General features: G+C 60.1%; 20 protein-coding genes and 2 pseudogenes. 12 read left to right on the forward strand and 10 right to left on the reverse strand.

The window, feature by feature from the left end; all coding sequences use genetic code 11:
* Nucleotides 1-262 precede the first annotated feature (262 nt).
* The 9 genes from NMD14_11740 (at nt 263) to NMD14_11780 (ending at nt 11,884) form a co-directional block, all read left to right on the forward strand.
* Entirely contained in the window at nt 263-1,405 is a 1,143-nt protein-coding gene (locus NMD14_11740; protein ID XEI31462.1) for an isovaleryl-CoA dehydrogenase, read from the forward strand.
* Nucleotides 1,402-3,003 carry a methylcrotonoyl-CoA carboxylase gene (locus NMD14_11745; GenBank protein XEI31463.1) on the forward strand — a complete coding sequence of 534 codons (1,602 nt, stop codon included), beginning with the start codon at nt 1,402-1,404 and terminating at the stop codon, nt 3,001-3,003. The genes NMD14_11740 and NMD14_11745 overlap by 4 nt, the downstream gene beginning before the upstream one ends.
* Nucleotides 3,004-3,014: 11 nt before the next feature.
* A complete protein-coding gene (locus NMD14_11750) occupies nt 3,015-3,869 on the forward strand; it encodes an enoyl-CoA hydratase-related protein (protein ID XEI31464.1) in 855 nt (284 codons plus the stop codon).
* Entirely contained in the window at nt 3,866-5,836 is a 1,971-nt protein-coding gene (locus tag NMD14_11755; protein XEI31465.1) for a methylcrotonoyl-CoA carboxylase, read from the forward strand. Before NMD14_11750 ends, NMD14_11755 begins: the two co-directional genes overlap by 4 nt.
* Nucleotides 5,833-6,801: a hydroxymethylglutaryl-CoA lyase gene (locus NMD14_11760; GenBank protein XEI31466.1), complete on the forward strand. Its 969-nt coding sequence runs from the start codon at nt 5,833-5,835 to the stop codon at nt 6,799-6,801. Before NMD14_11755 ends, NMD14_11760 begins: the two co-directional genes overlap by 4 nt.
* Nucleotides 6,802-6,803: 2 nt before the next feature.
* Nucleotides 6,804-7,217, forward strand: a complete 414-nt coding sequence (locus NMD14_11765) for a MerR family DNA-binding transcriptional regulator (protein ID XEI31467.1) — start codon at nt 6,804-6,806, stop codon at nt 7,215-7,217.
* Between the two features lie 36 nt (nt 7,218-7,253).
* Entirely contained in the window at nt 7,254-8,015 is a 762-nt protein-coding gene (locus NMD14_11770; protein XEI31468.1) for a transporter substrate-binding domain-containing protein, read from the forward strand.
* 52 nt (nt 8,016-8,067) lie between these two features.
* Nucleotides 8,068-11,064, forward strand: a complete 2,997-nt coding sequence (locus NMD14_11775) for a DUF748 domain-containing protein (GenBank protein XEI31469.1) — start codon at nt 8,068-8,070, stop codon at nt 11,062-11,064.
* Between the two features lie 223 nt (nt 11,065-11,287).
* Entirely contained in the window at nt 11,288-11,884 is a 597-nt protein-coding gene (locus tag NMD14_11780) for an acetate uptake transporter (protein ID XEI31470.1), read from the forward strand.
* Nucleotides 11,885-12,208: 324 nt separating this feature from the next.
* Here the strand turns inward: NMD14_11780 and NMD14_11785 are convergent, their stop codons facing one another.
* Both NMD14_11785 and NMD14_11790 read right to left on the reverse strand, forming a co-directional pair.
* Entirely contained in the window at nt 12,209-13,375 is a 1,167-nt protein-coding gene (locus NMD14_11785; GenBank protein XEI31471.1) for a transposase, read from the reverse strand.
* 397 nt (nt 13,376-13,772) lie between these two features.
* Nucleotides 13,773-13,871 (reverse strand): annotated as a pseudogene (locus tag NMD14_11790) (succinate--CoA ligase subunit alpha).
* Between the two features lie 74 nt (nt 13,872-13,945).
* Between NMD14_11790 and NMD14_11795 the strand changes: the two are divergent.
* Nucleotides 13,946-14,432: pseudogene (locus NMD14_11795) on the forward strand (heme lyase NrfEFG subunit NrfF).
* A 111-nt stretch (nt 14,433-14,543) separates the two neighbouring features.
* The gene (locus NMD14_11800; GenBank protein ID XEI31472.1) at nt 14,544-15,881 is read left to right on the forward strand and encodes an IS4 family transposase; all 1,338 of its coding nucleotides are present in this window, start codon (nt 14,544-14,546) and stop codon (nt 15,879-15,881) included.
* 54 nt (nt 15,882-15,935) lie between these two features.
* Here the strand turns inward: NMD14_11800 and sucD are convergent, their stop codons facing one another.
* The 8 genes from sucD to sdhC form a co-directional block, all read right to left on the reverse strand.
* The gene (gene sucD, locus NMD14_11805) at nt 15,936-16,808 is read right to left on the reverse strand and encodes a succinate--CoA ligase subunit alpha (protein XEI31473.1); all 873 of its coding nucleotides are present in this window, start codon (nt 16,806-16,808) and stop codon (nt 15,936-15,938) included.
* Nucleotides 16,808-17,974 carry an ADP-forming succinate--CoA ligase subunit beta gene (gene sucC / locus NMD14_11810; GenBank protein ID XEI31474.1) on the reverse strand — a complete coding sequence of 389 codons (1,167 nt, stop codon included), beginning with the start codon at nt 17,972-17,974 and terminating at the stop codon, nt 16,808-16,810. Before sucC ends, sucD begins: the two co-directional genes overlap by 1 nt.
* A gap of 175 nt (nt 17,975-18,149) precedes the next feature.
* Entirely contained in the window at nt 18,150-19,340 is a 1,191-nt protein-coding gene (odhB, locus tag NMD14_11815; GenBank protein XEI31475.1) for a 2-oxoglutarate dehydrogenase complex dihydrolipoyllysine-residue succinyltransferase, read from the reverse strand.
* A gap of 35 nt (nt 19,341-19,375) precedes the next feature.
* Complete coding sequence (gene sucA, locus NMD14_11820; protein XEI31476.1) at nt 19,376-22,183, reverse strand: 2-oxoglutarate dehydrogenase E1 component; 2,808 nt, start codon at nt 22,181-22,183, stop codon at nt 19,376-19,378.
* Nucleotides 22,184-22,298: 115 nt separating this feature from the next.
* A complete protein-coding gene (locus tag NMD14_11825; protein ID XEI31477.1) occupies nt 22,299-23,015 on the reverse strand; it encodes a succinate dehydrogenase iron-sulfur subunit in 717 nt (238 codons plus the stop codon).
* Between the two features lie 16 nt (nt 23,016-23,031).
* Nucleotides 23,032-24,798, reverse strand: a complete 1,767-nt coding sequence (sdhA, locus tag NMD14_11830) for a succinate dehydrogenase flavoprotein subunit (GenBank protein XEI31478.1) — start codon at nt 24,796-24,798, stop codon at nt 23,032-23,034.
* Between the two features lies 1 nt (nt 24,799).
* The gene (gene sdhD / locus NMD14_11835; GenBank protein ID XEI31479.1) at nt 24,800-25,144 is read right to left on the reverse strand and encodes a succinate dehydrogenase, hydrophobic membrane anchor protein; all 345 of its coding nucleotides are present in this window, start codon (nt 25,142-25,144) and stop codon (nt 24,800-24,802) included.
* Nucleotides 25,138-25,515, reverse strand: coding sequence for a succinate dehydrogenase cytochrome b556 subunit (gene sdhC, locus NMD14_11840; GenBank protein ID XEI31480.1), 378 nt, complete (start codon nt 25,513-25,515; stop codon nt 25,138-25,140). Before sdhC ends, sdhD begins: the two co-directional genes overlap by 7 nt.
* Nucleotides 25,516-25,579: 64 nt before the next feature.
* Between sdhC and NMD14_11845 the strand changes: the two genes are divergently transcribed.
* Nucleotides 25,580-25,723 (forward strand): hypothetical protein, encoded by a 144-nt coding sequence (locus NMD14_11845; GenBank protein XEI31481.1) that lies wholly within the window; start codon nt 25,580-25,582, stop codon nt 25,721-25,723.
* Nucleotides 25,724-25,950: the final 227 nt, after the last annotated feature.

Genomic DNA, 25,950 nt, shown 5'->3' on the forward strand with positions numbered 1-25,950 from the left:
TAGTGCTTTATGACGCGGCGCCCAAACACTGCTCATTCAGATCTGCCACTATGGCGCTGTTGTCGGTGGTAGCTGCTGACGCTCTCACTACCACCGCTTTATCGACACACAACAGATTAACAATTGATTTACGTTTACGCTAACGTAAACTTGTGGCAGAAGTGAAGTACAAAAATGGACCGACCACTGCCAGCCGTAACGCCGAGTCAGCCGGTCGAACCCACCTTCCTACCCGACTGTCATATCCGCAAGGAGAGCATGGATGCAGATGGATGAGACCCTGAATGCCCTGACCGAGCAGGTTGCGGCCTTCTGCCAGAAAGTGATCGCCCCACGCGCCAGCGAGATCGATCAAAGCAACGCCTTCCCCCGTGATCTCTGGCCCCGGATGGGTGAGCTGGGGCTGCACGGCATCACGGTGGCCGAGGAGTATGACGGGGTAAACCTCGGCTATCTGGCCCATGTGCTGGTGATGGAGCAGGTGAGCCGCGCCAGCGCCTCGGTCGGCCTCTCCTACGGCGCCCACTCCAATCTCTGCATCAACCAGATCCACCGCCACGGCACGCCGGAGCAAAAAGCGCGCTACCTGCCGCCGCTGGTGAGCGGCGAGCATGTGGGGGCGCTGGCCATGAGTGAGCCGGGCGCAGGCTCCGATGTGGTCAGCATGCGCCTCACCGCGGTGCGCGAGGGGGATCACTTCGTGCTCAATGGCAACAAGATGTGGATCACCAACGGCCCGGATGCCGACACCTTCGTCATCTATGCCAAGACAGATGCCAGTGCAGGCCCCAAAGGGATTTCCGCCTTTATCGTCGAGGCGGAGACTCCCGGTTTTTCTACCGCCCAGAAGCTCGACAAGCTGGGGATGCGCGGCTCCAGCACCTGCGAGCTGGTGTTCGACAACTGCCGCGTACCGCAGGAAAACCTGCTGGGCCCCCTGCACGGCGGGGTCAAGGTGCTGATGAGCGGGCTGGATTACGAGCGGGTAGTACTGGCGGCGGGTCCCCTTGGCATCATGCAGGCCTGCATGGACGTGGTGCTGCCCTATGTGCGCGAGCGCAAGCAGTTTGGTCAGGCCATCGGCGAGTTCCAGCTGGTGCAGGGCAAGCTGGCCGACATGTATACCCGCCTCGCCAGCAGCCGGGCGCTGGTCTACTCGGTGGCGAGCGCCTGCGATCAGGGCCGCACCAGCCGCAAGGATTGCGCCGCCGCCATCCTGTTTGCCGCCGAAAATGCCACCCAGATGGCGCTCGATGCCATCCAGCTACTCGGCGGCAACGGCTACATCAACGAATACCCCACCGGCCGTCTGCTGCGGGACGCCAAGCTATACGAGATCGGCGCCGGTACCTCGGAGATCCGCCGCTGGCTCATCGGCCGCGAGCTGATGGGGGATAACGCATGAGTCGTATCTACTCCCGTCTCGACACGGCGAGCCCAGAATATGCGGCTAATCGGACCGCCATGCAGGGGCTGGTCGACGATCTCCATGCCCGCATTGCCGAGATCGCGCAAGGGGGCGGTGCGGCCAACAACGCCCGCCATCGGGCCCGTGGCAAGCTGCTGCCCCGCGAGCGCATCAATCAGCTGCTGGACCCGGGCTCCCCGTTTCTCGAACTGTCGGCGCTGGCTGGCTGGCAGGTCTATGACGAGCCGGTGCCCGCCGCCGGTATCATCATCGGCATCGGCCGGGTCTCGGGCCGGCTCTGCATGCTGGTGGTGAACGATGCCACCGTGAAGGGTGGCACCTACTACCCGCTCACGGTGAAAAAGCACTTGCGCGCCCAGGCCATCGCCGAACGGCTGCGCCTCCCCTGCCTCTATCTGGTGGATTCCGGCGGTGCCTTCTTGCCGATGCAGGACGAGGTGTTCCCCGACCGGGACCATTTTGGTCGCATCTTCTACAACCAGGCCCGCATGTCGGCCCAGAACATCCCCCAGCTGGCGGTGGTGATGGGGCTCTGCACCGCTGGGGGCGCCTACGTCCCCGCCATGGCGGATGAATCCATCATGGTCAGGGAGCAGGCCACCATCTTTCTGGCGGGCCCGCCGCTGGTCAAGGCTGCCACCGGTGAGGAGATCAGCGCCGAGGCCCTGGGCGGCGCCGAGGTGCACTGCGCCCACTCCGGGGTTGCTGATCACATGGCCCGTGACGATGCCCATGCGCTGGCTATCGCCCGCACGCTGGTTACTCATCTGGGTAACGAGCCGGTAGAGACCAGCCCCGGCTACGAGCCCCCCTGCTACCCCATAGAGGAGCTCTACGGTCTGGTGGGCACCAGTCTCAAACGCCCTTACGACGCCCGCGAACTGATCGCCCGACTGGTGGATAGCTCTGATTTTGACGAATTCAAGGCGCTGTTCGGCACCACGCTGGTGACCGGCTTTGCCCGTATTTGCGGCATGGAGGTGGGGATCCTCGCCAACAACGGCGTGCTGCACAGCGACAGCGCCCAGAAGGGGGCCCACTTTATCCAGCTCTGTAACCGCCGCGCCATTCCGCTGCTCTTTTTGCAGAACATCACCGGTTTTATGGTGGGGAGTAGCGCAGAAAAAGAGGGGATCGCCAAGCACGGCGCCAAGCTGGTCACCGCCGTGGCCTGCAGCCGGGTGCCCAAGATCACCCTGATCGTCGGCGGCAGCTTTGGCGCCGGCAACTACGGCATGTGCGGCCGCGCCTATGAACCCGACTTTCTCTTTAGCTGGCCCAACAGCCGTATCTCTGTCATGGGCGGCGAGCAAGCGGCCGGTGTGCTGGTGCAGGTGCGTCGGGACAAGCTGGCCGCCGAGGGCAAGGACTTGAGCGAGCAGGAGGCGGCCGCCATCCGCGCCCCGGTGATCGAACAGTATGAGCGCCAGGGTCACCCCTACTTCGCCAGCGCCCGCCTCTGGGATGATGGCGTCATCGACCCGGCCCAGAGCCGCACCGTGCTGGCGTTGGCACTGGCCGCCTGTCAGGGTGCCCGCCAGGGTTCCGAGCAGTACGGCATCTTCAGGATGTAAGGAGCAAGTACATGTCCGATCCACTCACTTCCCCAACACTCAGCTCTTCAGCCCAGACCCCGTTTCGACTGGAGCGGCACGGCCCGCTGGCCGAGCTGGTGCTGTCGCGCCCGGCCCGCCACAACGCCTTTGATGCCGACCTGATGCTGGGGCTGCTCGACTGTCTCGATGATCTGGCCCATCTCCATGGTCATGATCTCGCCGAACGTCCCCATGCCCTGTTGCTGCGGGCCGAGGGCAAACACTTTTGCGCGGGCGCCGATCTCAACTGGATGCGCAATCTTGCCCACGCCGATTTCGAGCACAATCGTGAAGACGCCCGGGTCTTGGCGCGGCTGATGCAGACCCTCGACGATCTCCCCTTCCCCACGGTGGCGCTGGTGCAAGGCGCTGCCTACGGCGGGGCGCTGGGGCTCATCTGCGCTTGCGATCTGGTGCTGGCCAGCGACGATGCCCGCTTCTGCCTCTCCGAGGTGAGCCTGGGTCTGGTGCCTGCGGTGATCAGCCCCTACGTGGTACGCGCCATGGGAATGCGTCAGGCGCGCCGCTACATGCTCAGTGCCGAGCCGTTCGATGCCATCACCGCCTGTCGGCTCAATGTGGCACACCAACTCTGCAAACCGGATCAGCTGCTGGCGGAGGGACGGGCGCAGGCCCTTCGTCTGTGCCGCAACGGGCCGGAAGCGATGAAAGAGACCAAACGGCTGCTGGCTGCGATAGAAGCCCATCCTTCCCGCCTGCACGAAGAGAAAACTGTCGAGACCATTGCCCGGGTTCGGGTGGGGCTCGAAGCCCAGGAGGGGATGCAAGCCTTCTTCGACAAACGACCTCCCGCCTGGCGTCCCCGTTTCAAGGATGAGACATGACCCATCACACTCAGATTAAGCGCCTGCTGATTGCCAATCGCGGAGAAATTGCCGTGCGCATCATCAAGACGGCGAAACGCCTCGGCATTCACACCATCGCCCTCTACTCCGATGCCGACGCCCATGCCATGCACACCCGTCTGGCCGATGAGGCCTGGCATCTGGGGCCCGCACCAGCCAGAGAGAGCTATCTCGACACTGGCAAGGTGCTGAAGATTGCCAAAGAGGCGCACGCCGATGCCATCCATCCCGGTTACGGCTTTCTGTCGGAAAACAGCGATTTCGCCACCGCCTGCGAACAGCGCGGCCTGCGCTTTGTCGGCCCAAGCGGCGCAGCTATTCTCGCCATGGGCGACAAATCGGGCGCCAAGGCGCTGATGCAGGCCGCCGGTGTACCTGTACTGCCCGGCTATCACGGCACGGATCAGCGGCCGGACTTCTTGCGCGAGCAGGCGAGCCTGGTTGGCTTCCCGCTGCTGATCAAGGCCGCCAGTGGCGGCGGTGGCAAGGGGATGCGGCGGGTCGATCAGCTGGCCGACTTTGACGAGTCGCTGGCGGCAGTCAAACGGGAAGCCAAGGCCGCCTTTGGTGACGATCTGGTACTACTGGAGCGCTATCTGCCCCAAGCTCGCCATGTGGAGGTGCAAGTCTTTGCCGACAGCCTCGGCAACGCCATCTATCTGGGGGACCGGGACTGCTCCTTGCAGCGACGCCACCAGAAAGTCATTGAAGAGGCACCCGCCCCCGATATCCCTCCGGCTCTGCGGCGCGCCATGGGGGATGCGGCCGTGGCCGCTGCCAAAGCCATCCACTATCAGGGGGCGGGCACCATCGAGTTTCTGCTCTGCAAGGATGAGTTCTTCTTTATGGAGATGAATACCCGGCTGCAGGTGGAGCATCCGGTCACCGAAGCGGTGACCGGGCAGGATCTGGTGGCCTGGCAGCTGGCAGTGGCCGAAGGCAAGCCGCTGCCACTCACTCAGGAGGAAGTGGTGCTGCGCGGCCATGCGGTGGAGGCGCGCCTCTACGCCGAGGATGTGGCGGCCGGGTTTCTGCCTGCCAGCGGCCCCATTCATTGGCTGCATTGGCCGGATGGCGTGCGCATCGACACCGGCGTCACCGCCGGCGATGAGGTCAGCCCCTATTACGATCCCATGATCGCCAAGCTCGTCGCCCACGGCCAGAGCCGCGCCGAGGCGTTCTCCCAACTGGCCGATGCGCTGGCGGCGCTGGATCTCGGCCCGCTGGTGCACAACGGCCCGCTGTTGCTGCGCCTGTGTGAAGAGCCTGACGTCTTGACCATGAGCCACCATACCCAGTGGCCCATTCCCACCGATGCCCTGCCCATCCCGACACTCGTCTGGCCGCTTGCCGCCCTCTGGCTGGCAAGCCGCCCTGCGGGCACCACCCCCTGGCAGCAAGCCTGCGGATTTCGGCTGGGACCGGATCGCTGCTGGACAGCGCCGGTGCGCATCGGTGATGAGCGCCGGGTATTGACCCTTCACGATCATGGCGGCCAGTTTGAGTGGCAAGGGGAGAACTGTTACTACCAAAAAGGCGATGACCATATCCGGCTGCAACGGGGTGGCTGCTGGCAACAGATCCCCATCCAGACGGTCACAGGCTCGGAGGCAACCTTCATCATGACCCTGGCGGGCCAGCGTATCCGTTTCGCGGCCGATGATGAGCAGCATAGTCACCACTATGACCAGTTAAATGAGAAGGCACAGGGCGCCATCGCCCCCATGCACAGCATCGTGGTAGCCGTGCTGGTCGAGCAGGGACAGACGGTCAGCAAGGGGCAGCCCCTGCTGGTGCTGGAGGCGATGAAGATGGAGCACATCCTCAAAGCCGACCGGGATGGGATGATCGAACTGCTGCAGTGCCGCCTGGGAGAACAGGTGAGTCAGGGCGCCCTGCTGGTGCGCTTTGCCGAGCAGCATACTGTGCAGGAGGAGCGCTCATGAGCCGAGCACACGAGAGCCGGGACGACAAGGTCAGTCTGGTGGAGATGGGGCCGCGCGATGGCCTGCAAAATGAAGCCAACCCGCTGGCACTGATCCAGCGACTGGAGCTGATCCAGCGCCTTACCGACTGCGGCCTGCAGCGCATCGAGGTGGGCGCCTTCGTATCGCCCAAAAAGGTGCCACAGATGGCGGACTCTGCCGCACTTTTTCAGGCGCTGCCGCGCAAGGGTTCAACCCGTTACGGCGCGCTGGTGCCCAATCTGCAGGGTCTGCAGGCTGCCATTGCCGCCCACGCCGATGAGATTGGCCTCTTCACCGCCTGCTCCAACGGGTTTACCCGGGCCAATATCGGCATCAGCGTGGAGGAGTCGCTGGTGCGCTTCGCCCCGCTAGTGCAGGAGGCGCGCCGCCTCGGCATCAGGGTGCGAGGTTACCTCTCCACCGTCATCGCCTGCCCGTTCGACGGCCCGACCCGCCCGAAACGAGTCGCCGCCATGGCCGAGCAGTTGTTTGATCTCGGCTGCCACGAAATTTCGCTCGGCGACACCATCGGCGTCGGCACCCCGGGCACGGTGGCACCCATGCTGGATGCGGTGCTGCACGAGATCCCGGCGGGGCGGCTGGCGGTCCATTTTCACGACACCTACGGCCAGGGGCTAGCCAACCTGCTGCCCGCGCTGGAGCGCGGTATTCGCACTATCGACTGCTCGGTGGCGGGCCTTGGCGGCTGCCCCTATGCACCGGGCGCCTCCGGCAATGTGGCGTCAGAAGAGGTGGTCTACCTGCTGCACGGCCTTGGCATGACGACCGGGGTAGATCTCGACAAACTGGCGGCCACCGGCCAGTGGGTCAGCGAACAGCTCGACCGCCCCAACGGCTCGCGGGTCGGCCGGGCCCTGCACGCCAATGCCGAACGGCTGCGGACACGCCTCTACCAGCCGCTCGCCCAGCAACAGGAGTCATGACCATGTCCCGTACCCCCCTGCCCGGCAAGGAGATCACCTACAGCATTTCGGAGCTGGCCCACGAGTTCGATGTCACGCCGCGCACCATCCGTTACTATGAGGATGAGGGGCTGCTCACCCCGCAGCGGGAGGGACAAACTCGCATCTACAGCCACCGGGACAAGATCCGGCTCAAGTTGACCCTGCGCGGCAAACGACTGGGGTTTAGCCTGGCCGAGATCCGCGAGCTGTTCGAGATGTATGACACCGACCGGTCGAGTAAAACCCAGCTCCACTCGATGATCCAGCTGATCGAGGCAAAACGCGGTGTGCTGCACCAGCAACTGGAAGATATCCAGATGGTGATGGCCGAGCTGGCGGCGGCCGAACAGCGCTGCGTAAATTCCCTTAACAGCTTGAAAACCGACGCAGATTAACCGAATCTGGGAGCATGCTATTGCCTTGGTGATCCCATGAAATATTGGTGCTGGTTTTTGATCTTGTTCAGCCTCTCTGGTTGGAGCCACCCCCTTATCAAGGTCGGCGGTTATCCTTATGCTCCGTTCGTGGTCAAACTCTCCGATTCCCACTATGAAGGATTGACGCTGGATCTCATCGCCAAGCTCAACCAGATCCAGCAAGAGGTAAAATTCGTCTTTGTCCCCACCTCGGCCGCCAACCGCTACAAGGCACTCGATCTGGGCCGTTTCTCGCTGATGCTGTTTGAAGACAGCAAATGGGGCTGGCAAACCGACAAGTTGAAGATGACAGCCCCCTTTCTCGGCGGTGGCGAGGTCTATGTAGCCCTGCGGAAAGCGGGCCGGGATCAGCGCTTTTTTGACGATCCGGCCAGCCATCATCTCATCGGGGTGATCGGCTATCACTACGGCGTTGGCCAGTTCAATGCCGATCCCGTCTACCTGCAGCGCAAACTCAATATCACCCTGGTCAAAGACAATGTCAGTGCCCTGCAAGCCCTGCTCAAAGGGCGTGGCGAGGTGGCCATTATCAACGTCTCATACCTTAATCAGTATCTGCTGACCCATCCCGACACAGCCGACCAACTGCTGATCTCGCAAAAATGGGATCAACAGTATCAGCACCGCGCCATTATCCACCCTGCGGCCCCCATTACCCCAGCCCAGTTGGAACAGTGGCTGGCGGCGCTGCAACAAAACGGGGAACTGGATCGCCTTTGGACAAAGTACGGCGTACTACAGCACGCAACCCCATGATGATTATCCAGCTTTTCTGTACCATGGCGGTAACCAAATGGGAGTGCACCAAATGAACACCACCGAGCCTGCGTCCCCCAAGTTCCGCTTGCTGCGCTACCTTGCCTACGCTTTCCTGCTGCTTCTTATCCTGATCACCCTGCTGCTGTGGCAGACCCCCCGTCTGATCCAGCGCTATCTGCCCGGCTGGCTGGCCGAACACTACGGCCTGCAGCTGACGCTGGGGGAGATTGACGTAGGACTGCGCAACCCTTCTCTTACTCTCGGCGCGACCGCTCTGCTCGATGCCAAGCAGCAGCCCATCATCCGTTTTGAGCAGCTCTTTATCAGCCCCGACCTGCAAGCCAGCTGGCAACAGAAAGGGGTCGTGCTTTCCGCCGTCACCCTGACCAAACCCGTGGTGCTGCTGCAACGTCTGGCAGACAAAAAAGGGGACATTCGACTCAATCTGACCGATGCGCTGGCCACCGTGCTTGCCCCTGCGCCCTCCCCCGAGCCCGAGACGGCGAGCGCCCCACTGCTGGTCGATATTGCCAGCATCGCTGTCACTGACGGGCATGTGCGCTATCAGGATCAACGCAAGGAGCGCGAACCCGGCTGGTTGCCGCCCCTCAATCTGGAAAAAGTGACCCTCAAGCTCGATAACCTGCGTACAGAGGCCAACCACCCGAGCGCCTATCAACTGAGCGCCGCCATCAACGGCCACAGTAGCCTCGCCGCCCACGGCAAACTCGATGTGATGAGCGGCATGGGTCAGGGCAAGGTGAGCCTCAAGCAGGTCGAGCTGAAACCCTTTGCCCCGCTCTGGGCCCCCTACCTCAAGCTGGATCTGGCCAAGGGCCACGCCAATGCAGAGGCGGAGTACCAGCTTAAAGAGGGCAAGCAAGGGGTGCAGTGGCAATTGTCCAAAGGCAAGCTGACGCTGGACAACTGGCAGCTTAAAAAACACAAGGGCGACGAGTTTGCCCGCTTCGGTCAGCTGGCCCTGAGCGAATTGGCGGTCGATGGCCAGAAACAGTCACTCCAGATCGGTAAGGTGACCCTGCAGCAACCCCTGCTCAAGGCCACCCTCAACGCGCAGCAGCAGCTGGATCTGGCTGACTTGCTGATTGAACAGGCCCCCGCCAAGCAAGGGGCCAACGCCGCAAACGAGGTGGCCAACAATGTGCCGCCCAAGTCGGCACAACAAGCAAAGGCAGCCGGTAACACCAAGAAACACGCGGCAGACAAACCCTGGCAGTGGCAGATCAAGCAGATCGCCATCGACAAGGGCGATCTCACCCTCACCGAATCGAGCAGCGGCAAACCGCTGGCACGCCAACTCTCCGGCCTCACGCTGGCGTTGGGGCCACTGGGCAGCAAGGGGGAGCAACCGAGCAAACTGACTCTGGCCACCCACTTCAACCAGAGCAGCCCCCTCGCCTTTGATGGCCAACTGACCCTGAGCCCCTTCACCCTTAGCGGCGACATCAACCAGCAGGGGCTGCCCCTGACGCTGGCACAGCCCTATCTGGCCGATCTGGTGCGTATCAAGGTGCAAAACGGGCTGTTGAGCAGCAAGACCAGACTTGATCTCGCCACTACACCCCAAGGGGAGTTAAGCAAGCTGACCCTGCAAGGGGGGCTCGATGTCAACGGGCTCAAGGTGGTCGATCGGGCAGACAATCAGCGGCTGCTGGAGTTCAACACCCTGGCTCTCACAGGGCTGACGTACGACGGCATCGGCCAGCAGATGCGGATCAAGGATATTGCCCTGAACAAGCCCTTCGCCCGCATCGAGATCAACGAGGATGGCACCACCAACCTGCAACAGCTGCTGTTACCGCAACCGACAACGGCCAAAAGTACTCAAGCGGCGACAGGTCGCAAGGGCCCAGACTTTCGTTTCACCATCGATCAGCTGCGTACCGAGCAGGGTAACTTGCGCTTTGCCGATCGCAGCCTGAGTCAGGATTTTGTGGCCGATATCGCCTCGCTGGGTGGCCAGAGCCGTCATATCAGCAATATTCCGGGGCAACGGTCCGATCTCGCCTTCAACGGCAAGGTGGATCGCTATGCACCAGTGACCATTCGCGGCGGCACCAATCTGCTGGTGGCCAACCCGATCCTCGACATCGCGGTGGCCTTCAACAATCTGGAGCTCACCACCTTCACCCCCTACTCGGGCACCTACGCCGGTTATGCCATCGACAAGGGCCAGCTCTCCATGAAACTGCACTACAAGCTGGAGGGCAACCGGCTGGAGGGGGATAACGACATCACCATCAAGAAGCTGCAACTGGGTGAGAAGATCAAGAGCGACCAGGCAAAGGATCTACCGCTGGGGCTGGCCATCGCCCTGCTGAGCGATGCCAACGGAGTGATACAGATGAACCTCAAGGTGAAGGGCGATCTCGATCAACCGGACTTCAGCATCGGCAATATCTTCTGGGATGTGCTGGGCAACACCCTGAGCAAGGCGATCACCTCCCCCTTCTCCCTGCTCACCTCGCTGGCCGATGGCACCGACGATCTCGATGAACTCCCCTTCCTGCCGGGGGATCCCGATCTCACCCCCACCCAGCAGGATAAACTGATCAAGCTGGCGCAGGCCCTCAAGGACAGGCCCAAGCTCAGCATGAACATCCGCGGCAAGGTCAACTTCAACGATGAGCGCCCCATCCTGCAACGGCAAAAGCTGGAGCGGGTACTGGCCAAACTGACCGGTAATCAGGCGGATCTCGACCTGCTGGAACAGGACCCCGCCCTGCAACAGGCACTGGCCCAGGCCTATGAAGAGCGCTTTGGCGAAGATCTGGAAGATCTCGCCGATCGTCTCCATCTGGATGAAGATAGCGCGGCACTGCGGGCCCAGGCAGTGATCCTGCTGCGGGATCAGCAGCTCATCACCGCCAAATCCCTGCGCAATCTCGCCATGCGCCGGGCGCAAAATACCAAAGAGTTTCTGGTCGACAGCCAGGGGATCGCCCCGGAGCGGCTGTTCGTGCTCGACAGCCAGGTCAAGGAAGAGGACAAGGAAGCCAAAGTGATCCTGACGCTGGATCAGTAACACAGGCGCACTTCGCAAAAAGAGTAATTAAAATACAACTCCTCAACTATTTTGCACCTTTTGCTCACCAAACAGCCTGCTTTGGTGAGCATTTGGCCTCTTATGTAAATAATCACGTAGTTTTTTTACTATTTATCTCCCTTGCCCCCTTGCGGGCACGCCACAGCCTGCCTAAAATCGCGCGTCTTTTGTTAACCCCACCTCTATTTTTGGAGAACGCCACGTGAGCGAAAAATTGGCCAACCCTGCCCCTCTGGGTCTGATGGGTTTCGGTATGACCACCATCCTGCTGAACATCCATAACGCAGGTTTCTTCCCCATCAGCGCCATGATCCTGGCCATGGGCCTGTGCTACGGTGGTCTGGCCCAGATTATCGCCGGCATCATGGAGTTCAAGCGTGGCAACACCTTCGGTGTGACCGCCTTTATCTCCTACGGCACCTTCTGGTGGAGTCTGGTGTTCCTGCTGGTCATGCCGACCATGGGTCTGGCCGAAGCCACTCCGCACGCCTACATGGGTTGGTATCTGCTGATGTGGGGCATGTTCACCCTTTTCATGCTGGTTGGCACCGTCAACTACCCGCGCGTGAAGCAGTTCGTGTTCGCCTCCCTGACCGTGCTGTTCTTCCTGCTGGCCGCCCGTGACTTCACCGGCAGTGCCCTGATCGGCACCATCGCCGGTTTTGAAGGCATCATTTGTGGCGCCAGCGCCATCTACCTGGCCATGGCCACCGTGATCAACGAGCAGTTCGGCCGCACCATCATGCCGATCGGCGATCACAAGAAAGCCGCCGCCGTACAGCTGAAAGCCGCTGCCTGATAGGCAAGCGATTCAGATTGTGAAAAAGGCAACCTTCAGGCTGTGCTTCGGGCTGTGATACCGATCTGTTAAGGATCAGCTGACCGAGCCTCCTGAGGTGTAAAAATCCGAAACCTGTTTATGGGTTTCGGATTTTTTTATACCTATCGATCAGGCACTCGACGTCCTGCACGCCACGCTGATCGCGGCGTCATCGGCCACACCGCAAGCTCCGTGACAACGCCCAGATGGATTACCAGCATAATGGCGGCAACCGTTGTTCGCGAACGTCTGATGACGCAGCGGTGACTGCTCCCCGCCGCAAGCGGCGAGGCTTCCCACTTCTTAGGCCGCTACCGTCAGATTGACGGATTTACGCTGGCCTCCATGGGCAGAAACGACGAGCCCCGCCGCTTTTAATTCCAATATTCCTTGCTGTCGAATGTTTATGGCCGCGTTGATGTCGCGGTCATGCTCTGCCCCACACGCTGGACATACCCACTGTCGTTGGTGAAGTGGCATCTCCGACATCTTGTGGCCGCACTCACTACATGGTTTAGAGCTGGCAAACCACTGATCGAGTTTGATTAGGTGGCGGCCCGCCGCTTGTGCTTTGTACTCCAGCTTCATGATAAAACCATGCCAGCCAGCATCGCCAATGGCGCGGGCCAGCTTGTGGTTTTTCATCATATTGGTTGTTTTAAGCGTCTCCACGATGATCGCTTGGTTATCGTCAACTATCGTGCGAGAGAGTTTGTGCTGAAAATCAGCGCGAGCATGGGCTACCCGCTCGTGCAGGGCGGCCAGCTGTAATTTGGCCTTACTACGATTGGCACTGCCTTTTTTCTTGCGAGACAGTGCTTTTTGCTTTCGCCGCAGATTGCAACTGGCGTTGATAAGATGACGCGGGTTGGCCATCTTTTTGCCACTCGACGCAATGAGGTAGTGGGACAGCCCCATATCATAGCCTGTCACCTCTGTGATGAGGGAGGGCTTGGCGGGAACCTCACAGCCATCATCGCAAAGGATGGATGCATAGTATTTTCCTGTCGGGCCACGACTGACCGTGATGCTGGATACCACGCCGATAATATCTCGGTGAATGACAGCTCGGATGGGCGTCATCTTCGGTAACAGGATGGCATCGGTCAGCACTTTGCCATTGGGGTGGTAGCTCGATTGCCTGCCTCTCTTGCTCTTGAAGATGGGCATCCTGGCCTTGAGCTTGGGGTTGAAAAAATTGGCGAATGCCTTATCCAGGTTGATCACCGCCTGCTGTAAGGCTTGTGAATCGTACTCTTTCAGCCAGCTGTATTTGCGCGATTTTTTTGCCACGGCGAGCAGGGGTTTCAAGTCGCGTTTGGGTTTCAGTGAAACCCCGTGGCGCTGGAACATGTGCCGCTGAATATGAAGGGCTTTGTTGTACGCGAACCGCACTGCGCCGAACTGGGCATTCAAGAATGCCGCCTGTTCATCGGTAGGGTAGATGCGTACTTTCGTGGCTCTTTTCATGATTAAAAACACAGGCTGTATATAAGCACAGTTATAGCGCGTGCCAGTGAAATCAACAACCGCTGCTGACGTGCGGCAGGCGCGACTATCGAGACACTGAAGACATAGGCGGGCTCGCAAACGCATCAGATTAGCTCCCCTTATATCCCCGCCCGATTGGGCTAGGGTTTACGGGGCATCTGCTAATAAGACCGACGACCCTGTTCGCTGCAAATATTGGGCTTCACGTCGTTCAGCACCAACCTACGACCTCGATAAAGCGATCCCCTCGCTGCGTGCAGCCAAGGCCACCACAGTACCTGTGTAAAAGTACCGGTGTAAAAAACCAATAAAAACAATGCCAGTCAGGCTTAACTGACTGGCATTGTTTTTATTAGCGAGCACGGTCTGACAGAAATTACCAGCCGGTCACTTCGCGCAGGGCCTTGCCGATATCGGCAAGCGACCGGACGGTTTTCACGCCAGCATCTTTCAGCGCGGCAAACTTCTCGGCAGCGGGGCTGACCCTGCGCGCGCAACTGGCCAGCCAACATGGCCATCGCGGCCGTTGCCGCTGTGTATCTGAGCTGCGGCCGCTATGAGGCGTGGCGGACTTATCAGTCGCGTCCCGATCCGCTGGCGGGGATTGAGCCCGCGGGCTCTGCAGGACAAGGAGCTGGGGAGTCTGCATCAGAAGCTTCAGCGCAGTCCCCCCGACCTCGACAGCTGGGCGGCGCTCGGCCAGCTCTATCTCTATCGAAACGAGTACGACAACGCCCTGCTCGCCTACCAGCGTCTCGCCCTGCTGGAGGGGGGCGCCAGTGCAGCGACCCAGGCCGCCCAAGCCACCGTGCTCTACTATCAGGCAGGCCAGCAGCTGACTCCCGAGGCAACCCGCCTGCTGGAGAGTGTCCTCAAGCAGGACGCGGGGGAAGTGAGCGCCCTGATGCTGCTCGCCTCCGATCACTTTCTGCATGGTCGCTACAGTCAGGCCATTGCGCTGTGGCAGCAACTACTCGATGGCGAGCGCCGGAATAGCGAAGCGTATTCGGACGTACGCGATCAATTAAGAACCTGAATCATAATAAAAAGCCGCCCATTGGGCGCAATGCTGATCAGTTAAGGATCCATTGACCGATCCTTCTGCTGTAGGACAATCCGGAACCAATCACTGGTTCCGGATTTTTTTATGTCTATTGCAAACGACCTGAGCGATGTTGTTGAGACATCTGGCGACATGCTGGCTCGGCTGGCAATTTTTGCCGACCATATTCCCGACGAATGGATTACTGCCGCTGCCGCCTTGTCTGAAAAGGCCACTATCCGCCGACGCCGCTTACCTTCTGATATGGTCTTGTGGCTCGTCGTGGGGATGGCCTTTTTCCGTAATGAGCCCATCTCCGAGGTCGCTCGGCGCCTCAATATCTGTGCAGACGGGTTGGCCAATGACGCCTTGCTCGCGGACAGTGCCCTGTCTCAAGCCCGTCAGCGACTCGGCAAACAGCCGCTCGAGTGGCTGTTCAAGCAGTGTGCCGATGTGTGGGGACGGGAACGTTATCCTGAAGACCAGTGGCACGGTTTACAGGTCTTTGCCATCGATGGAGCCCTGTTTCGTACCCAGGATATGCCTGAACTCAGGGCGCATTTCGGTTCGGGTAACACGTCAACCAACCGGCAGACACCCTATCCAATGCTGCGGCTGGTCACGCTGATGAATGTCCGCTCGCATGTCATTGCCAACGCGGCCATCAGCCCGTATCGCAAAGGGGAAATCCCCCTGGCCAGTGAGTTCATTCACTCATTGCCGGACAAGTCGGTGACCCTGCTGGATAAAGGTTTCTTCGGTGCCGACCTGTTGCTACGAATTCAGGCCGAAGACACCGACCGTCACTGGCTCATCCCAGAACGCAAGGGGCTGGTATACACGGAACTGGAGCGCTATGGCGACGGTGACCGTCTGTTGCAAATGACGGTCTCGCCTCAGGCACGCAAGAAAAACCCGGCGTTGCCGACGCACTGGCAAGTTCGCGCAGTGACCTACGAGGTGGCAGGCAAGGAGAAAACGGTCTTTACCTCCCTGCCCGTAACCCGATTCAGCGCAGCGCAGGTGGCGACCCTGTACCACGAGCGCTGGGAAATCGAGTTGGGATACCGGGATATCAAAAGCGCGATGCAGCACAACGCCATCACACTGAGAAGCAAGAAAGTGGACTTGGTTTATCAGGAACTGTGGGGTTTGCTGCTTGGATACAATCTGGTCAGGCGGGAGGCGAGCCAGGCCGCCGTAGCTCATCAGCGAGCGCCCAATGAGGTGAGCTTCAAGTTTGCCTGTCAGTTCATCGCGAACCAGATGGCAGTGATGGCGGGCGCGATATCGCCAGCCCATACCCCACGGAGGTTGGCGGAGTTGCGGGGGAGCATAGGCGTCATGTTCATAGAAAAACGCCCCAGGCCATCGAGACCCAGGGCGGTGAAGATATCAAAGACCCGCTTTCCGGTAGATCGCAATGCGGCTCCGCTTAAGTGAACAGCATTGGCCCATCGGGCGGCACTTTTATTAGAGATAACGGGCTAACAGGAATTACCAGCCGGTCACTTCGCGCAGGGCCTTGCCGATATCGGCCAGCGAGCGGACGGTTTTCACGCCAGCATCTTCCAGCGCGGCAAACTTCTCGGCGGCGGTACCCTTGCCGCCGGAGATGATGGCGCCAGCGTGGCCCATCCGCTTGCCGGGAGGCGCGGTAACACCTGCGATATAGGAGACCACCGGCTTGGTGACGTGGGCCTTGATATAGGCGGCCGCGTCTTCCTCGGCGTTGCCACCGATCTCGCCGATCATCACGATCGCTTCGGTCTGCGGGTCGTTCTGGAACATCTCCAGAATGTCGATAAAGTTGGAGCCCGGGATGGGGTCGCCACCGATACCGACGCAGGTGGACTGGCCAAAGCCCTCGTCAGTGGTCTGCTTGACCGCTTCGTAGGTCAAGGTGCCGGAGCGGGAGACAATGCCCACCTTGCCCGGTTTGTGAATGTGGCCCGGCATGATGCCGATCTTGCACTCACCCGGGGTGATCACACCCGGGCAGTTGGGACCGATCATCCGCACGCCGGTCTCTTGCAGCTTCACTTTGACGTCCAGCATATCCAGGGTCGGGATGCCTTCGGTGATGGTGACGATCAGCTTGATGCCCGCATCGATCGCTTCCAGGATGGCATCCTTGCAGAACGGTGCTGGCACATAGATGACGGAGGCGGTGGCGCCGGTCGCTTCAACTGCGTCACGGACAGTGTTGAACACCGGCAGGCCCAGATGGGTGGTGCCGCCCTTGCCCGGGGAGACGCCGCCCACCAGCTGGGTGCCGTAGGAGAGCGCCTGCTCGGAGTGGAAAGTACCCTGACCGCCGGTGAAGCCCTGGCAGATGACTCGGGTTTCCTTGTTAATCAATACGCTCATCAGTTGGCCTCCGCTGCGTTGACGACTTGCTGCGCGGCATCGGTCAGACTCTTGGCCGCAATGATGTTGAGGCCGCTCTCGGCCAGCTTGATACCACCCAGCTCGGCATTGTTGCCTTCCAGACGCACCACGACGGGCACCTTGACCCCCACTTCCTTGACTGCACCGATAATGCCTTCCGCGATCATGTCGCAGCGCACGATGCCGCCGAAGATGTTGACCAGTACCGCTTTGACGTTGCTGTCGGAGAGGATGATCTTGAACGCCTCGGTCACGCGCTCCTTGGTGGCACCGCCGCCGACGTCAAGGAAGTTGGCCGGCTTGCCGCCGTGCAGGTTGACGATGTCCATGGTGCCCATGGCCAGACCCGCGCCGTTGACCATGCAGCCGATGTTGCCATCGAGGGCCACATAGTTCAGCTCCCACTGGGCGGCGTGCGCTTCGCGGGGGTCATCCTGCGACGGGTCGTGCATTTCACGCAGCTTCGGCTGGCGATACAGCGCGTTGGCGTCGATGTTGATCTTGCCATCCAGGCAGTGCAGGTTGCCCTGCGCGGTGATCACCAGCGGGTTGATCTCCAGCAGCGCGAAGTCGCAGTCGAGGAACATCTGACCCAGACCCATGAAGATCTTGGTGAACTGTTTGATCTGATCGCCGACCAGACCCAGTTTGAAGGCCAGCTCGCGCGCCTGATAGGGCTGCGGGCCCACCAGCGGATCCAGGGTGGCCTTGTGGATCAGATGAGGAGTTTCGTGGGCGATCTTCTCGATGTCCACGCCACCTTCGGTCGAGGCCATGAAGACCACGCGACGGGAGCCACGGTCAACCACGGCGCCCAGGTAGAGCTCTTTGGCGATGTCGGTGCAGGATTCCACCAGGATCTTGGTGACCGGCTGGCCGTTGGAGTCAGTCTGGTAGGTCACCAGATTCTTGCCCAGCCAGTTCTGGGCGAAGGCACGGATCTCATCCTTGCTCTTGGCCACTTTCACGCCGCCCGCTTTACCGCGTCCACCGGCGTGTACCTGGCATTTGACGACCCAGATGTTGCCGCCAATCTTGTCAGCCGCTTCGGCCGCTTCTTGTGGGGTGGCGCAGGCATAACCTTCGGAGACCGGCAGGCCATACTCGGCAAACAGCTGTTTTGCCTGATATTCATGCAGATTCATAGATGCTCTATCCGTGTTGTAGGTATTTCCGTCCGGGGTTGGTGTTTCTCAATCCCCTGTGAATGGGGGCCTGGGCGGCCCCTCGTTATCTTTCAATCGCTCGGGTATTACAGTGCTTAAACGCCCGGCAACACACTGGCTCGGGGCGCAAACCCCTTGCCCGGGTGCTACAGGCTTAGACGTCCAGCAACAGACGGGTCGGGTCTTCCAAGAGCTCCTTGACGGAGACCAGGAAGCCTACCGATTCGCGTCCATCGATGATCCGGTGATCGTAGGAGAGTGCCAGGTACATCATCGGCAGGATCTCGACCTTGCCATCAACCGCCATCGGGCGATCCTGGATCTTGTGCATCCCCAGAATGGCGCTCTGGGGCGGATTGATGATTGGGGTAGACATCAGGGAGCCGAACACGCCACCGTTGGTGATGGTGAAGTTGCCGCCAGTCAGTTCATCCACGGTCAGTTTGCCGTCACGGCCCTTACCCGCCAGATCCTTGATGGCCTTCTCGATGTCCGCCAGGCTCATGTTGTCGCAGTCGCGCAGCACCGGCGTCACCAGACCACGGGGGGTAGAGACGGCGATGCTGACGTCGAAGTAGTTGTGGTACACCACGTCATCGCCATCGAGCGCTGCGTTCACTTCCGGATAGCGCTTGAGGGATTCAACCACGGCCTTCACGTAGAAGGACATAAAGCCGAGCTTGATGCCATGCTTCTTCTCGAAGATCTCGCCGTACTGCTTGCGCAGATCCATGATGGGCTTCATGTTGACCTCATTAAAGGTGGTCAGCATGGCGGTGGTATTTTTCGCTTCCAGCAGACGCTCGGCGATACGCTTGCGCAGACGGGTCATCGGCACCCGCTTGTCAGTGCGACCACCCAGCGGGGCAACCTTGGCCACAGGCGCGGCAGCGACGACCGGTACGGCAGCCGCAGGCTGGCTCAGGGCCTTGATATAGGCTTCCACATCTTCTTTGGTGATGCGACCGCCCTTGCCGGTGCCGGTCAGCTTGGCCACGTCGATGTCGTGCTCGCCAATCAGGCGGCGCACCGAGGGACTTAAGGCCTCGCCGCCGTCATCGGCAACCGCTTCAACCGGTTTCTCTTTCGTCGCTTCACCGGCCACCGGGGCGGCGGTGAGGATGGCAATCAGTTGACGGGACAACACGGTCGCCCCTTCCCCCTGCAGAATATCCCCCAGCACACCGGCTTGCGGTGCCGGCACTTCCAGTACCACCTTGTCGGTCTCGATGTCGACCAGCACTTCGTCACGGGCGACCAGATCGCCCGGTTTTTTGTGCCAGGTGGCGATAGTGGCATCGGCCACTGATTCCGGCAGATCCGGTACCTTGATTTCGATAGTCATCCAATCAGTTCCTTTTTACTTCTATGCCAGAGGCTTTACAGGGTAAGGGCATCTTCCACCAAGGCTTTTTGCTGCTTGGCGTGGACAGACATGTAGCCGACGGCCGGTGAGGCTGACGCGGGGCGACCGGCATAACGCAGGGTGGCTCCGGCGGGCAGCACACCATCGTAGTGGTGACGGGTGCAGTACCAGGCGCCCTGGTTCTGCGGCTCTTCCTGACACCAGACAAAGTCGGTGACATGGCTGTAATCGGCCAGAATCGCGCGCACTTCCTCTTCCGGGAAGGGGTAGAGCTGCTCAATTCGCACCAGTGCCACATCTTGCTGCTCGCCCTTGCGACGGGCATCGAGCAGGTCGTAGTAAACCTTGCCGGAGCAGAACACCACGCGTTTGACCGCTTTCGGATCCAGCGCATCGATCTCGCCGATGGCGTTCTGGAAGGTGCCGTCAGCCAGTTCGTCGAGCTTGCTCACCGCCAGCGGGTGGCGCAGCAGGGATTTGGGCGTCATGACGATCAGCGGACGGCGCATCGGGCGCACTACCTGACGACGCAGCATATGGAATACCTGCGCCGGGGTAGAGGGCACGCACACCTGCATGTTGTGCTGGGCACACATCTGCAGATAACGCTCGAGACGGGCGGAGGAGTGCTCCGGACCCTGCCCCTCGTAACCGTGCGGCAGCAGCATGGTCAGACCGCACATCCGGCCCCACTTCTGCTCGCCGGAGGAGAGGAACTGATCCACCACCACCTGGGCACAGTTGGCGAAGTCGCCGAACTGGGCTTCCCAGATGGTGAGGCCAGCCGGCTCGGCGCTGGCGTAGCCATATTCAAAGGCCAGAACCGCGTTCTCGGTCAGCACAGAGTCGTACACCTCGAACGGCCCCTGTTCGTCGTGCAGGTTGCACAGCGGGGTGTAGGTGCTGGCATCGGTCTGGCTGTGCAGCACGGCGTGGCGATGGAAGAAGGTGCCACGGCCAGAGTCTTCACCGGTGAAGCGGATGCGGGACCCCTTGTCCACCAGGGTGGCGTAGGCCAGGGTCTCGGCAAAACCCCAATCCACCAGCTTCTCGCCCGCGGCCATCAGACGGCGGTCTTCGTAAATTTTCTCGACCTGACGCTGCAGCACGTGGGTGGCCGGATACTGGCTCACCCGCTCGCCGAGGGCTTTGAGGTGATCCATCGGCACGGCACTCTCATAGGCCATGTTCCAGTCGTGGCCGAGATAAGGGGTCCAGTCGACAGAGTGCAGCTCCATTGGCCGCCACTCCTTGCTCACCCGCTCGCCGCGATCCAGCGCTTCGCGATACTCGTTGACCTGCTCGGTCGCCCTCTCCTGAGCGAGGCTCCCCTCGGCCACCAGCTGATCGGCGTAGATCTTGCGCGGGGTCGGGTGCTGTTTGATCTTCTGGTACATCAGCGGCTGAGTCGCGCTCGGCTCGTCCGCCTCGTTGTGACCGTGACGACGGTAGCAGACCAGTTCGATCACCACGTCGCGTTTGAAGGTGTTGCGGTAATCCAGCGCAATCTGGGTCACCAGCACCACGGCTTCCGGATCATCGCCGTTAACGTGCAGCACCGGCGCCTGTACCGCCTTGGCGATGTCGGTGCAATATTCGGTGGAGCGCAGATCACGATGGTAAGAGGTGGTGAAACCGACCTGGTTGTTGATGACGATACGCACCGTCCCGCCCACGCCATAGGCACGGGTCTGGGACATGTTGAAGGTCTCGGCCACCACGCCCTGACCGGACATGGCCGAGTCACCGTGAATGGTGATGGGCAGCACGCTGGAGCCATCCTTGTCACCGCGACGATCCATCCGGGCACGGACCGAGCCGATGACCACAGGGTTGACGATTTCGAGGTGCGACGGGTTGAATGCCAGCGCCAGGTGCACGTTGCCACCCGGGGTGGCGAAGTCGGAGGAGAAGCCCATGTGGTACTTCACATCGCCGGTGCCCCAGGATTCGCCATGCTTGCCGGCAAACTCGTCGAACAGATCCTGAGCGCGCTTGCCCAGCACGTTGATCAGCACGTTGAGGCGGCCGCGGTGGGCCATGCCGATAACAGCCTCTTTGCAGCCCTGTTCACCGGCGCGGCGGATCAACTCTTTCAGCATGGGGATCATGGCGTCGCCACCTTCCAGCGAGAAGCGCTTGGCCCCCGGGAACTTGGCGCCCAGATATTTCTCCAGCCCTTCGGCGGCAGTCAGGCTCTCGAGGAAACGGGTCTTCTCTTCGAGGGTGTAGCTCCCCTTCCCTTCAATGGATTCGAGACGCTGTTGCAGCCAGCGCTTCTCTTCCGTAGAGGTGAGGTGCATGTAGTCGGCACCTATGCTGCCGCAGTAGGTCTTTTTCAGCGAGGTAACGATATCGGAGAGCACCATGGTCTCGCGACCGATGGCGTAGGAGCCCACATTGAAGGTGGCCTCCATGTCTGCGCCCTGCAGGTTGTGAAACGCAGGATCCAGTTCGGCAACGGTTTCACGCTGCCACAGACCCAGCGGGTCCAGATTGGCATTCTGGTGACCACGGAAACGGAAGGCGTTGATCAGCTGCAATACCCGCACCTGCTTGGCATCCACTTGCGGATCGGAGACAGGGGCACTGTAGCGAGAGGGATCCTTGGCCAGACGACGGAAATAATCGCGGACCTGAGAGTGGGGTTGTTCAACCGCATGGCCATTGACCTGGGGCAGCTCGCTAAACAGGCTGCGCCACTCGTCGGACACGGAGTCAGGATTTTCCAGAAAGGATTCGTACAAATCCTCTATATAGCTTGCATTCGCACCAGCCAGGTGAGATGACTCCAACCAGGCCTTCATCACGCCGTTATGCATTTCTATCCCTTGTACTTCTTGTTACTGCTGCGCAGCTTGTAGGGGTCAAATAGCCATCCTGCCACGGGTGGGATGGCTATCCAGAGGTCGGGCCAGCGCGGCGCCGGCCCTGATACTAAACAGCCCGATTGAGCAACATCGACTTGATCTGACCAATCGCCTTGGTCGGGTTCAAGCCTTTCGGACAGACGTTCACGCAGTTCATGATGCCATGGCAGCGGAACACGCTGAATGCGTCGTCCAGATTTCCCAGTCGTTCGGTGGTCGCGGTGTCGCGGCTGTCAGCCAGCCAGCGGTAGGCGGCGAGCAGCCCGGCCGGACCGATGAACTTGTCAGGATTCCACCAGAAGGAGGGGCACGAAGTGGAGCAGCAGGCACAGAGAATGCACTCGTACAGGCCGTCAAGCTTGGCGCGCTCTTCGGGGGATTGCAGGTGCTCACGCACCGGCGGCAACTTATCCTCATTAATGAGGAAGGGTTTGACCTTCTCCCACTGGGTGTAAAACTGGGTCATGTCGATCACCAAATCGCGGATCACCGGCAGGCCAGGCAAGGGGCGGATAACGACGTTATTGCCCTTCTTCAGCAGATCGGAGAGCGGGGTGATGCAGGCAAGACCGTTCTTGCCATTCATGTTGAGACCGTCTGATCCACAGACCCCTTCGCGGCAAGAGCGGCGGAAGGCGAGCGTGGGATCCAGCTCCTTGAGCTGGATCAGTGCATCGAGCACCATCATGTCGGAACCTTCAGGAATATCAAGACGATATTCCTTCATATGGGGGACGTTATCAACATCCGGATTGTATCTGTAGACAGAGAATGTGACATTCATAGGGCTGGCTCCGCAATCAGTAAGTCCGGACCTTGGGCGGGAACGCCTCACGGGTCTTGGGTGACATGTTGACAGCGCGACGGGTCATGGACTCGGTGTCCGGGTGATAGAGGCTGTGGCACAGCCAGCTCTCGTCGTCGCGATCCGGGAAGTCAAAGCGGCTGTGAGCACCGCGACTCTCGGTACGGAAGTTGGCCGCCACTGCCGTGGCAAACGCCGTCTCCATCAGGTTGTCCAGCTCCAGGCACTCGATGCGCTGGGTGTTGAACTCTTTGGAGGTGTCATCCAGACGGGCATGTTTAAGGCGCTCGCGAATGAGTTTCAACTCGGCCAGCCCTTCTGCCATCGCATCCCCTTCGCGGAATACGGAGAAGTTGTTCTGCATGCAGCGCTGCAGATCCTTGCGGATCTGCACCGGGTCTTCGCCGTCACGGCAATTTTCCCAGCGATTGAAGCGCGCCATGGCGGCATCGATGTCAGCGTCGGACGCGGCGCGTCCGTGCTCCATCTCGCCCAGGGTGTTGACCAGATGCATGCCGGCGGCTCGGCCGAACACCACCAGATCCAGCAGCGAGTTGCCACCCAGACGGTTGGCACCGTGCACCGAGACGCAGGCAATCTCGCCCACCGCAAACAGGCCGACCACCGGCACGTCGTTGCCATCCTTGTCTTGCGCCAGGCACTGGCCATTCACGTTGGTCGGCACGCCGCCCATCATGTAATGGCAAGTCGGGATGATCGGGATGGGCTCTTTGACTGGATCCACGTGGGCGAAGGTGCGAGAGAGCTCGCAGATACCCGGCAGACGGGATTCCAGCACCTCTTTGCCGAGGTGATCCAGCTTGAGCTTGATGTGCGGGCCCCAGGGACCGTCGCAACCACGCCCTTCGCGGATCTCGATCATGATGGAGCGAGCCACCACGTCGCGACCGGCCAAGTCCTTGGCGTTGGGGGCATAACGCTCCATGAAGCGCTCGCCATCTTTATTGAGCAGATAACCACCTTCACCACGGCAGCCTTCGGTCACCAGCACCCCGGCCCCGGCGATACCGGTCGGGTGGAACTGCCAGAACTCCATGTCCTGCACGCCGACTCCGGCACGCAGCGCCATGCCGACACCGTCACCGGTGTTGATGTGGGCATTGGTGGTGGACTGGTAGATACGACCGGCACCGCCAGTGGCCAGCACGGTGGCCTTAGCCTTGAAGTAGACCACTTCGCCGCTCTCCATATCGATGGCGGTACAGCCAACGATGTGACCGTCCTGGTTTTTCACCAGATCCAGCGCGTACCACTCGGAGAAGACGGTGGTCTTGTTCTTGACGTTCTGCTGATAGAGGGTGTGCAACAGGGCGTGACCGGTACGGTCGGCGGCCGCGGCGGTACGAGCAGCCTGCTCGCCACCGAAATTCTTGGACTGACCACCAAACGGACGCTGGTAGACAGAACCGTTGTCGAAACGGGAGAAGGGCAAGCCCATGTTCTCCAGCTCATAGATGGCCTCGGGGCCGGTCTTGCACATGTACTCGATGGCTTCCTGATCACCGATGTAATCGGAACCTTTTACCGTGTCATACATGTGCCACTGCCAGTTGTCATCGTGGGCATTGCCCAGCGCAACCGTGATCCCGCCCTGGGCGGACACAGTGTGAGAACGGGTTGGAAAAACCTTGGACAACAGAGCGCAGCTCTTGCCGGACTGGGCAATCTGCAGCGCGGCGCGCATACCGGCACCACCGGCACCAATTACCACCGCATCAAATTCACGAGTTGGAATAGTCACCTTACACACCCCACAGCACGACGAAACCCGTCATCAGATAGACAAACAGCACCACAACCAGGGCAAATTGCAGCGCCCCGCGCAGCCCTACCGGCTTGATATAGTCAGTCAGTACCTGCCACAGACCAATCCAGGCGTGGATCAGTACGCAAAGCAGGGTCAGCAGGGTGAATACCTTGGTGAAGGTTTTGGCGAAGAAGCCAGTCCATACCTCGTAGCTGATGTCGTTAAACGCGACAAAGCCCACCAGATAGAGGACATAACAGGTCATGATGAGGGCGGTGGCGCGGATCAGGATGTAATCGTGAACGCCGCTGCGCCCGAAGGTTGCAGAATTGGTTACCATACAAGCACTCCCGCCAATACAGCCAGGATCGCGGTGATCACGAAGGCCACACGGGCGCTCTGATTGCCGGATTCCAGCTCTTCCCAATAGCCCATATCCATGACCAGATGACGCAAGCCGCCCACAATGTGGTATGCAAGCGCAGTCAGGATCCCCCACAGCACGAGTTTGACCAGGAAGTTGTCCATGATGGCAACCATGGTTTCAAACCCTTCGGGAGAGGCGAGTGAAGTACCAAGCATCCACAGCAAGATGCCCAGTGCTACAAAGGTAATGACCCCTGAAACACGGTGCAGGATGGATGCAATGGCAGTGACAGGAAAGCTGATCGTCTGTAGGTCGAGGTTGACCGGTCTCTGTTTGTTTTTCACGCTTGCCCACTCAGCTCCATTGAGCACGTTAGTTATTGTTTTAACTCACACTTGAGGGCACGGAATGGTGATTGTTGGTTTTTTGTTACCAAAACACTCTGAAAAAGCCAAAAATCGAGTTTTCGGTTTCACATCAGGCTTTGCCAAAGCGTTTCAAACACCCGCAGCCATGACCCACGTGGCGCAGTATATCGGCGGCCTTAACTGAAGACAATCAATTAGCTACAAAGAAAACACAAAACCGCAAACTCGATCGCATATTTAATTTAACATTTCATTAATGCCATTAATGGGGTTTCAGCAAAATTGACATTGATAAGGAACTCTGTTTCAAATAAGGCGCTCCAGCCACCTCGGTATGGGTAACAACCTTTGCCAGCGTCATAAAAGTCGTAATAGAGTAGGACTGGAACCAAATTATAAAGAGCAAAGGAG

The sequence above is a fragment of the Aeromonas veronii genome, from assembly GCA_041319085.1.
Classification (GTDB): domain Bacteria; phylum Pseudomonadota; class Gammaproteobacteria; order Enterobacterales; family Aeromonadaceae; genus Aeromonas; species Aeromonas veronii_F.

Bases quoted from the DNA above. Each gene is read 5' to 3' on its own strand.
- NMD14_11740 (XEI31462.1), top strand. From the start codon at position 263: ATGCAGATGGATGAGACCCTGAATGCCCTGACCGAGCAGGTTGCGGCC.
- NMD14_11745 (XEI31463.1), top strand. From the start codon at position 1,402: ATGAGTCGTATCTACTCCCGTCTCGACACGGCGAGCCCAGAATATGCG.
- NMD14_11750 (XEI31464.1), top strand. From the start codon at position 3,015: ATGTCCGATCCACTCACTTCCCCAACACTCAGCTCTTCAGCCCAGACC.
- NMD14_11755 (XEI31465.1), top strand. From the start codon at position 3,866: ATGACCCATCACACTCAGATTAAGCGCCTGCTGATTGCCAATCGCGGA.
- NMD14_11760 (XEI31466.1), top strand. From the start codon at position 5,833: ATGAGCCGAGCACACGAGAGCCGGGACGACAAGGTCAGTCTGGTGGAG.
- NMD14_11765 (XEI31467.1), top strand. From the start codon at position 6,804: ATGTCCCGTACCCCCCTGCCCGGCAAGGAGATCACCTACAGCATTTCG.
- NMD14_11770 (XEI31468.1), top strand. From the start codon at position 7,254: ATGAAATATTGGTGCTGGTTTTTGATCTTGTTCAGCCTCTCTGGTTGG.
- NMD14_11775 (XEI31469.1), top strand. From the start codon at position 8,068: ATGAACACCACCGAGCCTGCGTCCCCCAAGTTCCGCTTGCTGCGCTAC.
- NMD14_11785 (XEI31471.1), bottom strand. From the start codon at position 13,375: ATGAAAAGAGCCACGAAAGTACGCATCTACCCTACCGATGAACAGGCG.
- NMD14_11800 (XEI31472.1), top strand. From the start codon at position 14,544: ATGTCTATTGCAAACGACCTGAGCGATGTTGTTGAGACATCTGGCGAC.
- sucD (XEI31473.1), bottom strand. From the start codon at position 16,808: ATGAGCGTATTGATTAACAAGGAAACCCGAGTCATCTGCCAGGGCTTC.
- sucC (XEI31474.1), bottom strand. From the start codon at position 17,974: ATGAATCTGCATGAATATCAGGCAAAACAGCTGTTTGCCGAGTATGGC.
- odhB (XEI31475.1), bottom strand. From the start codon at position 19,340: ATGACTATCGAAATCAAGGTACCGGATCTGCCGGAATCAGTGGCCGAT.
- sucA (XEI31476.1), bottom strand. From the start codon at position 22,183: ATGCATAACGGCGTGATGAAGGCCTGGTTGGAGTCATCTCACCTGGCT.
- NMD14_11825 (XEI31477.1), bottom strand. From the start codon at position 23,015: ATGAATGTCACATTCTCTGTCTACAGATACAATCCGGATGTTGATAAC.
- sdhD (XEI31479.1), bottom strand. From the start codon at position 25,144: ATGGTAACCAATTCTGCAACCTTCGGGCGCAGCGGCGTTCACGATTAC.
- NMD14_11845 (XEI31481.1), top strand. From the start codon at position 25,580: ATGGTGATTGTTGGTTTTTTGTTACCAAAACACTCTGAAAAAGCCAAA.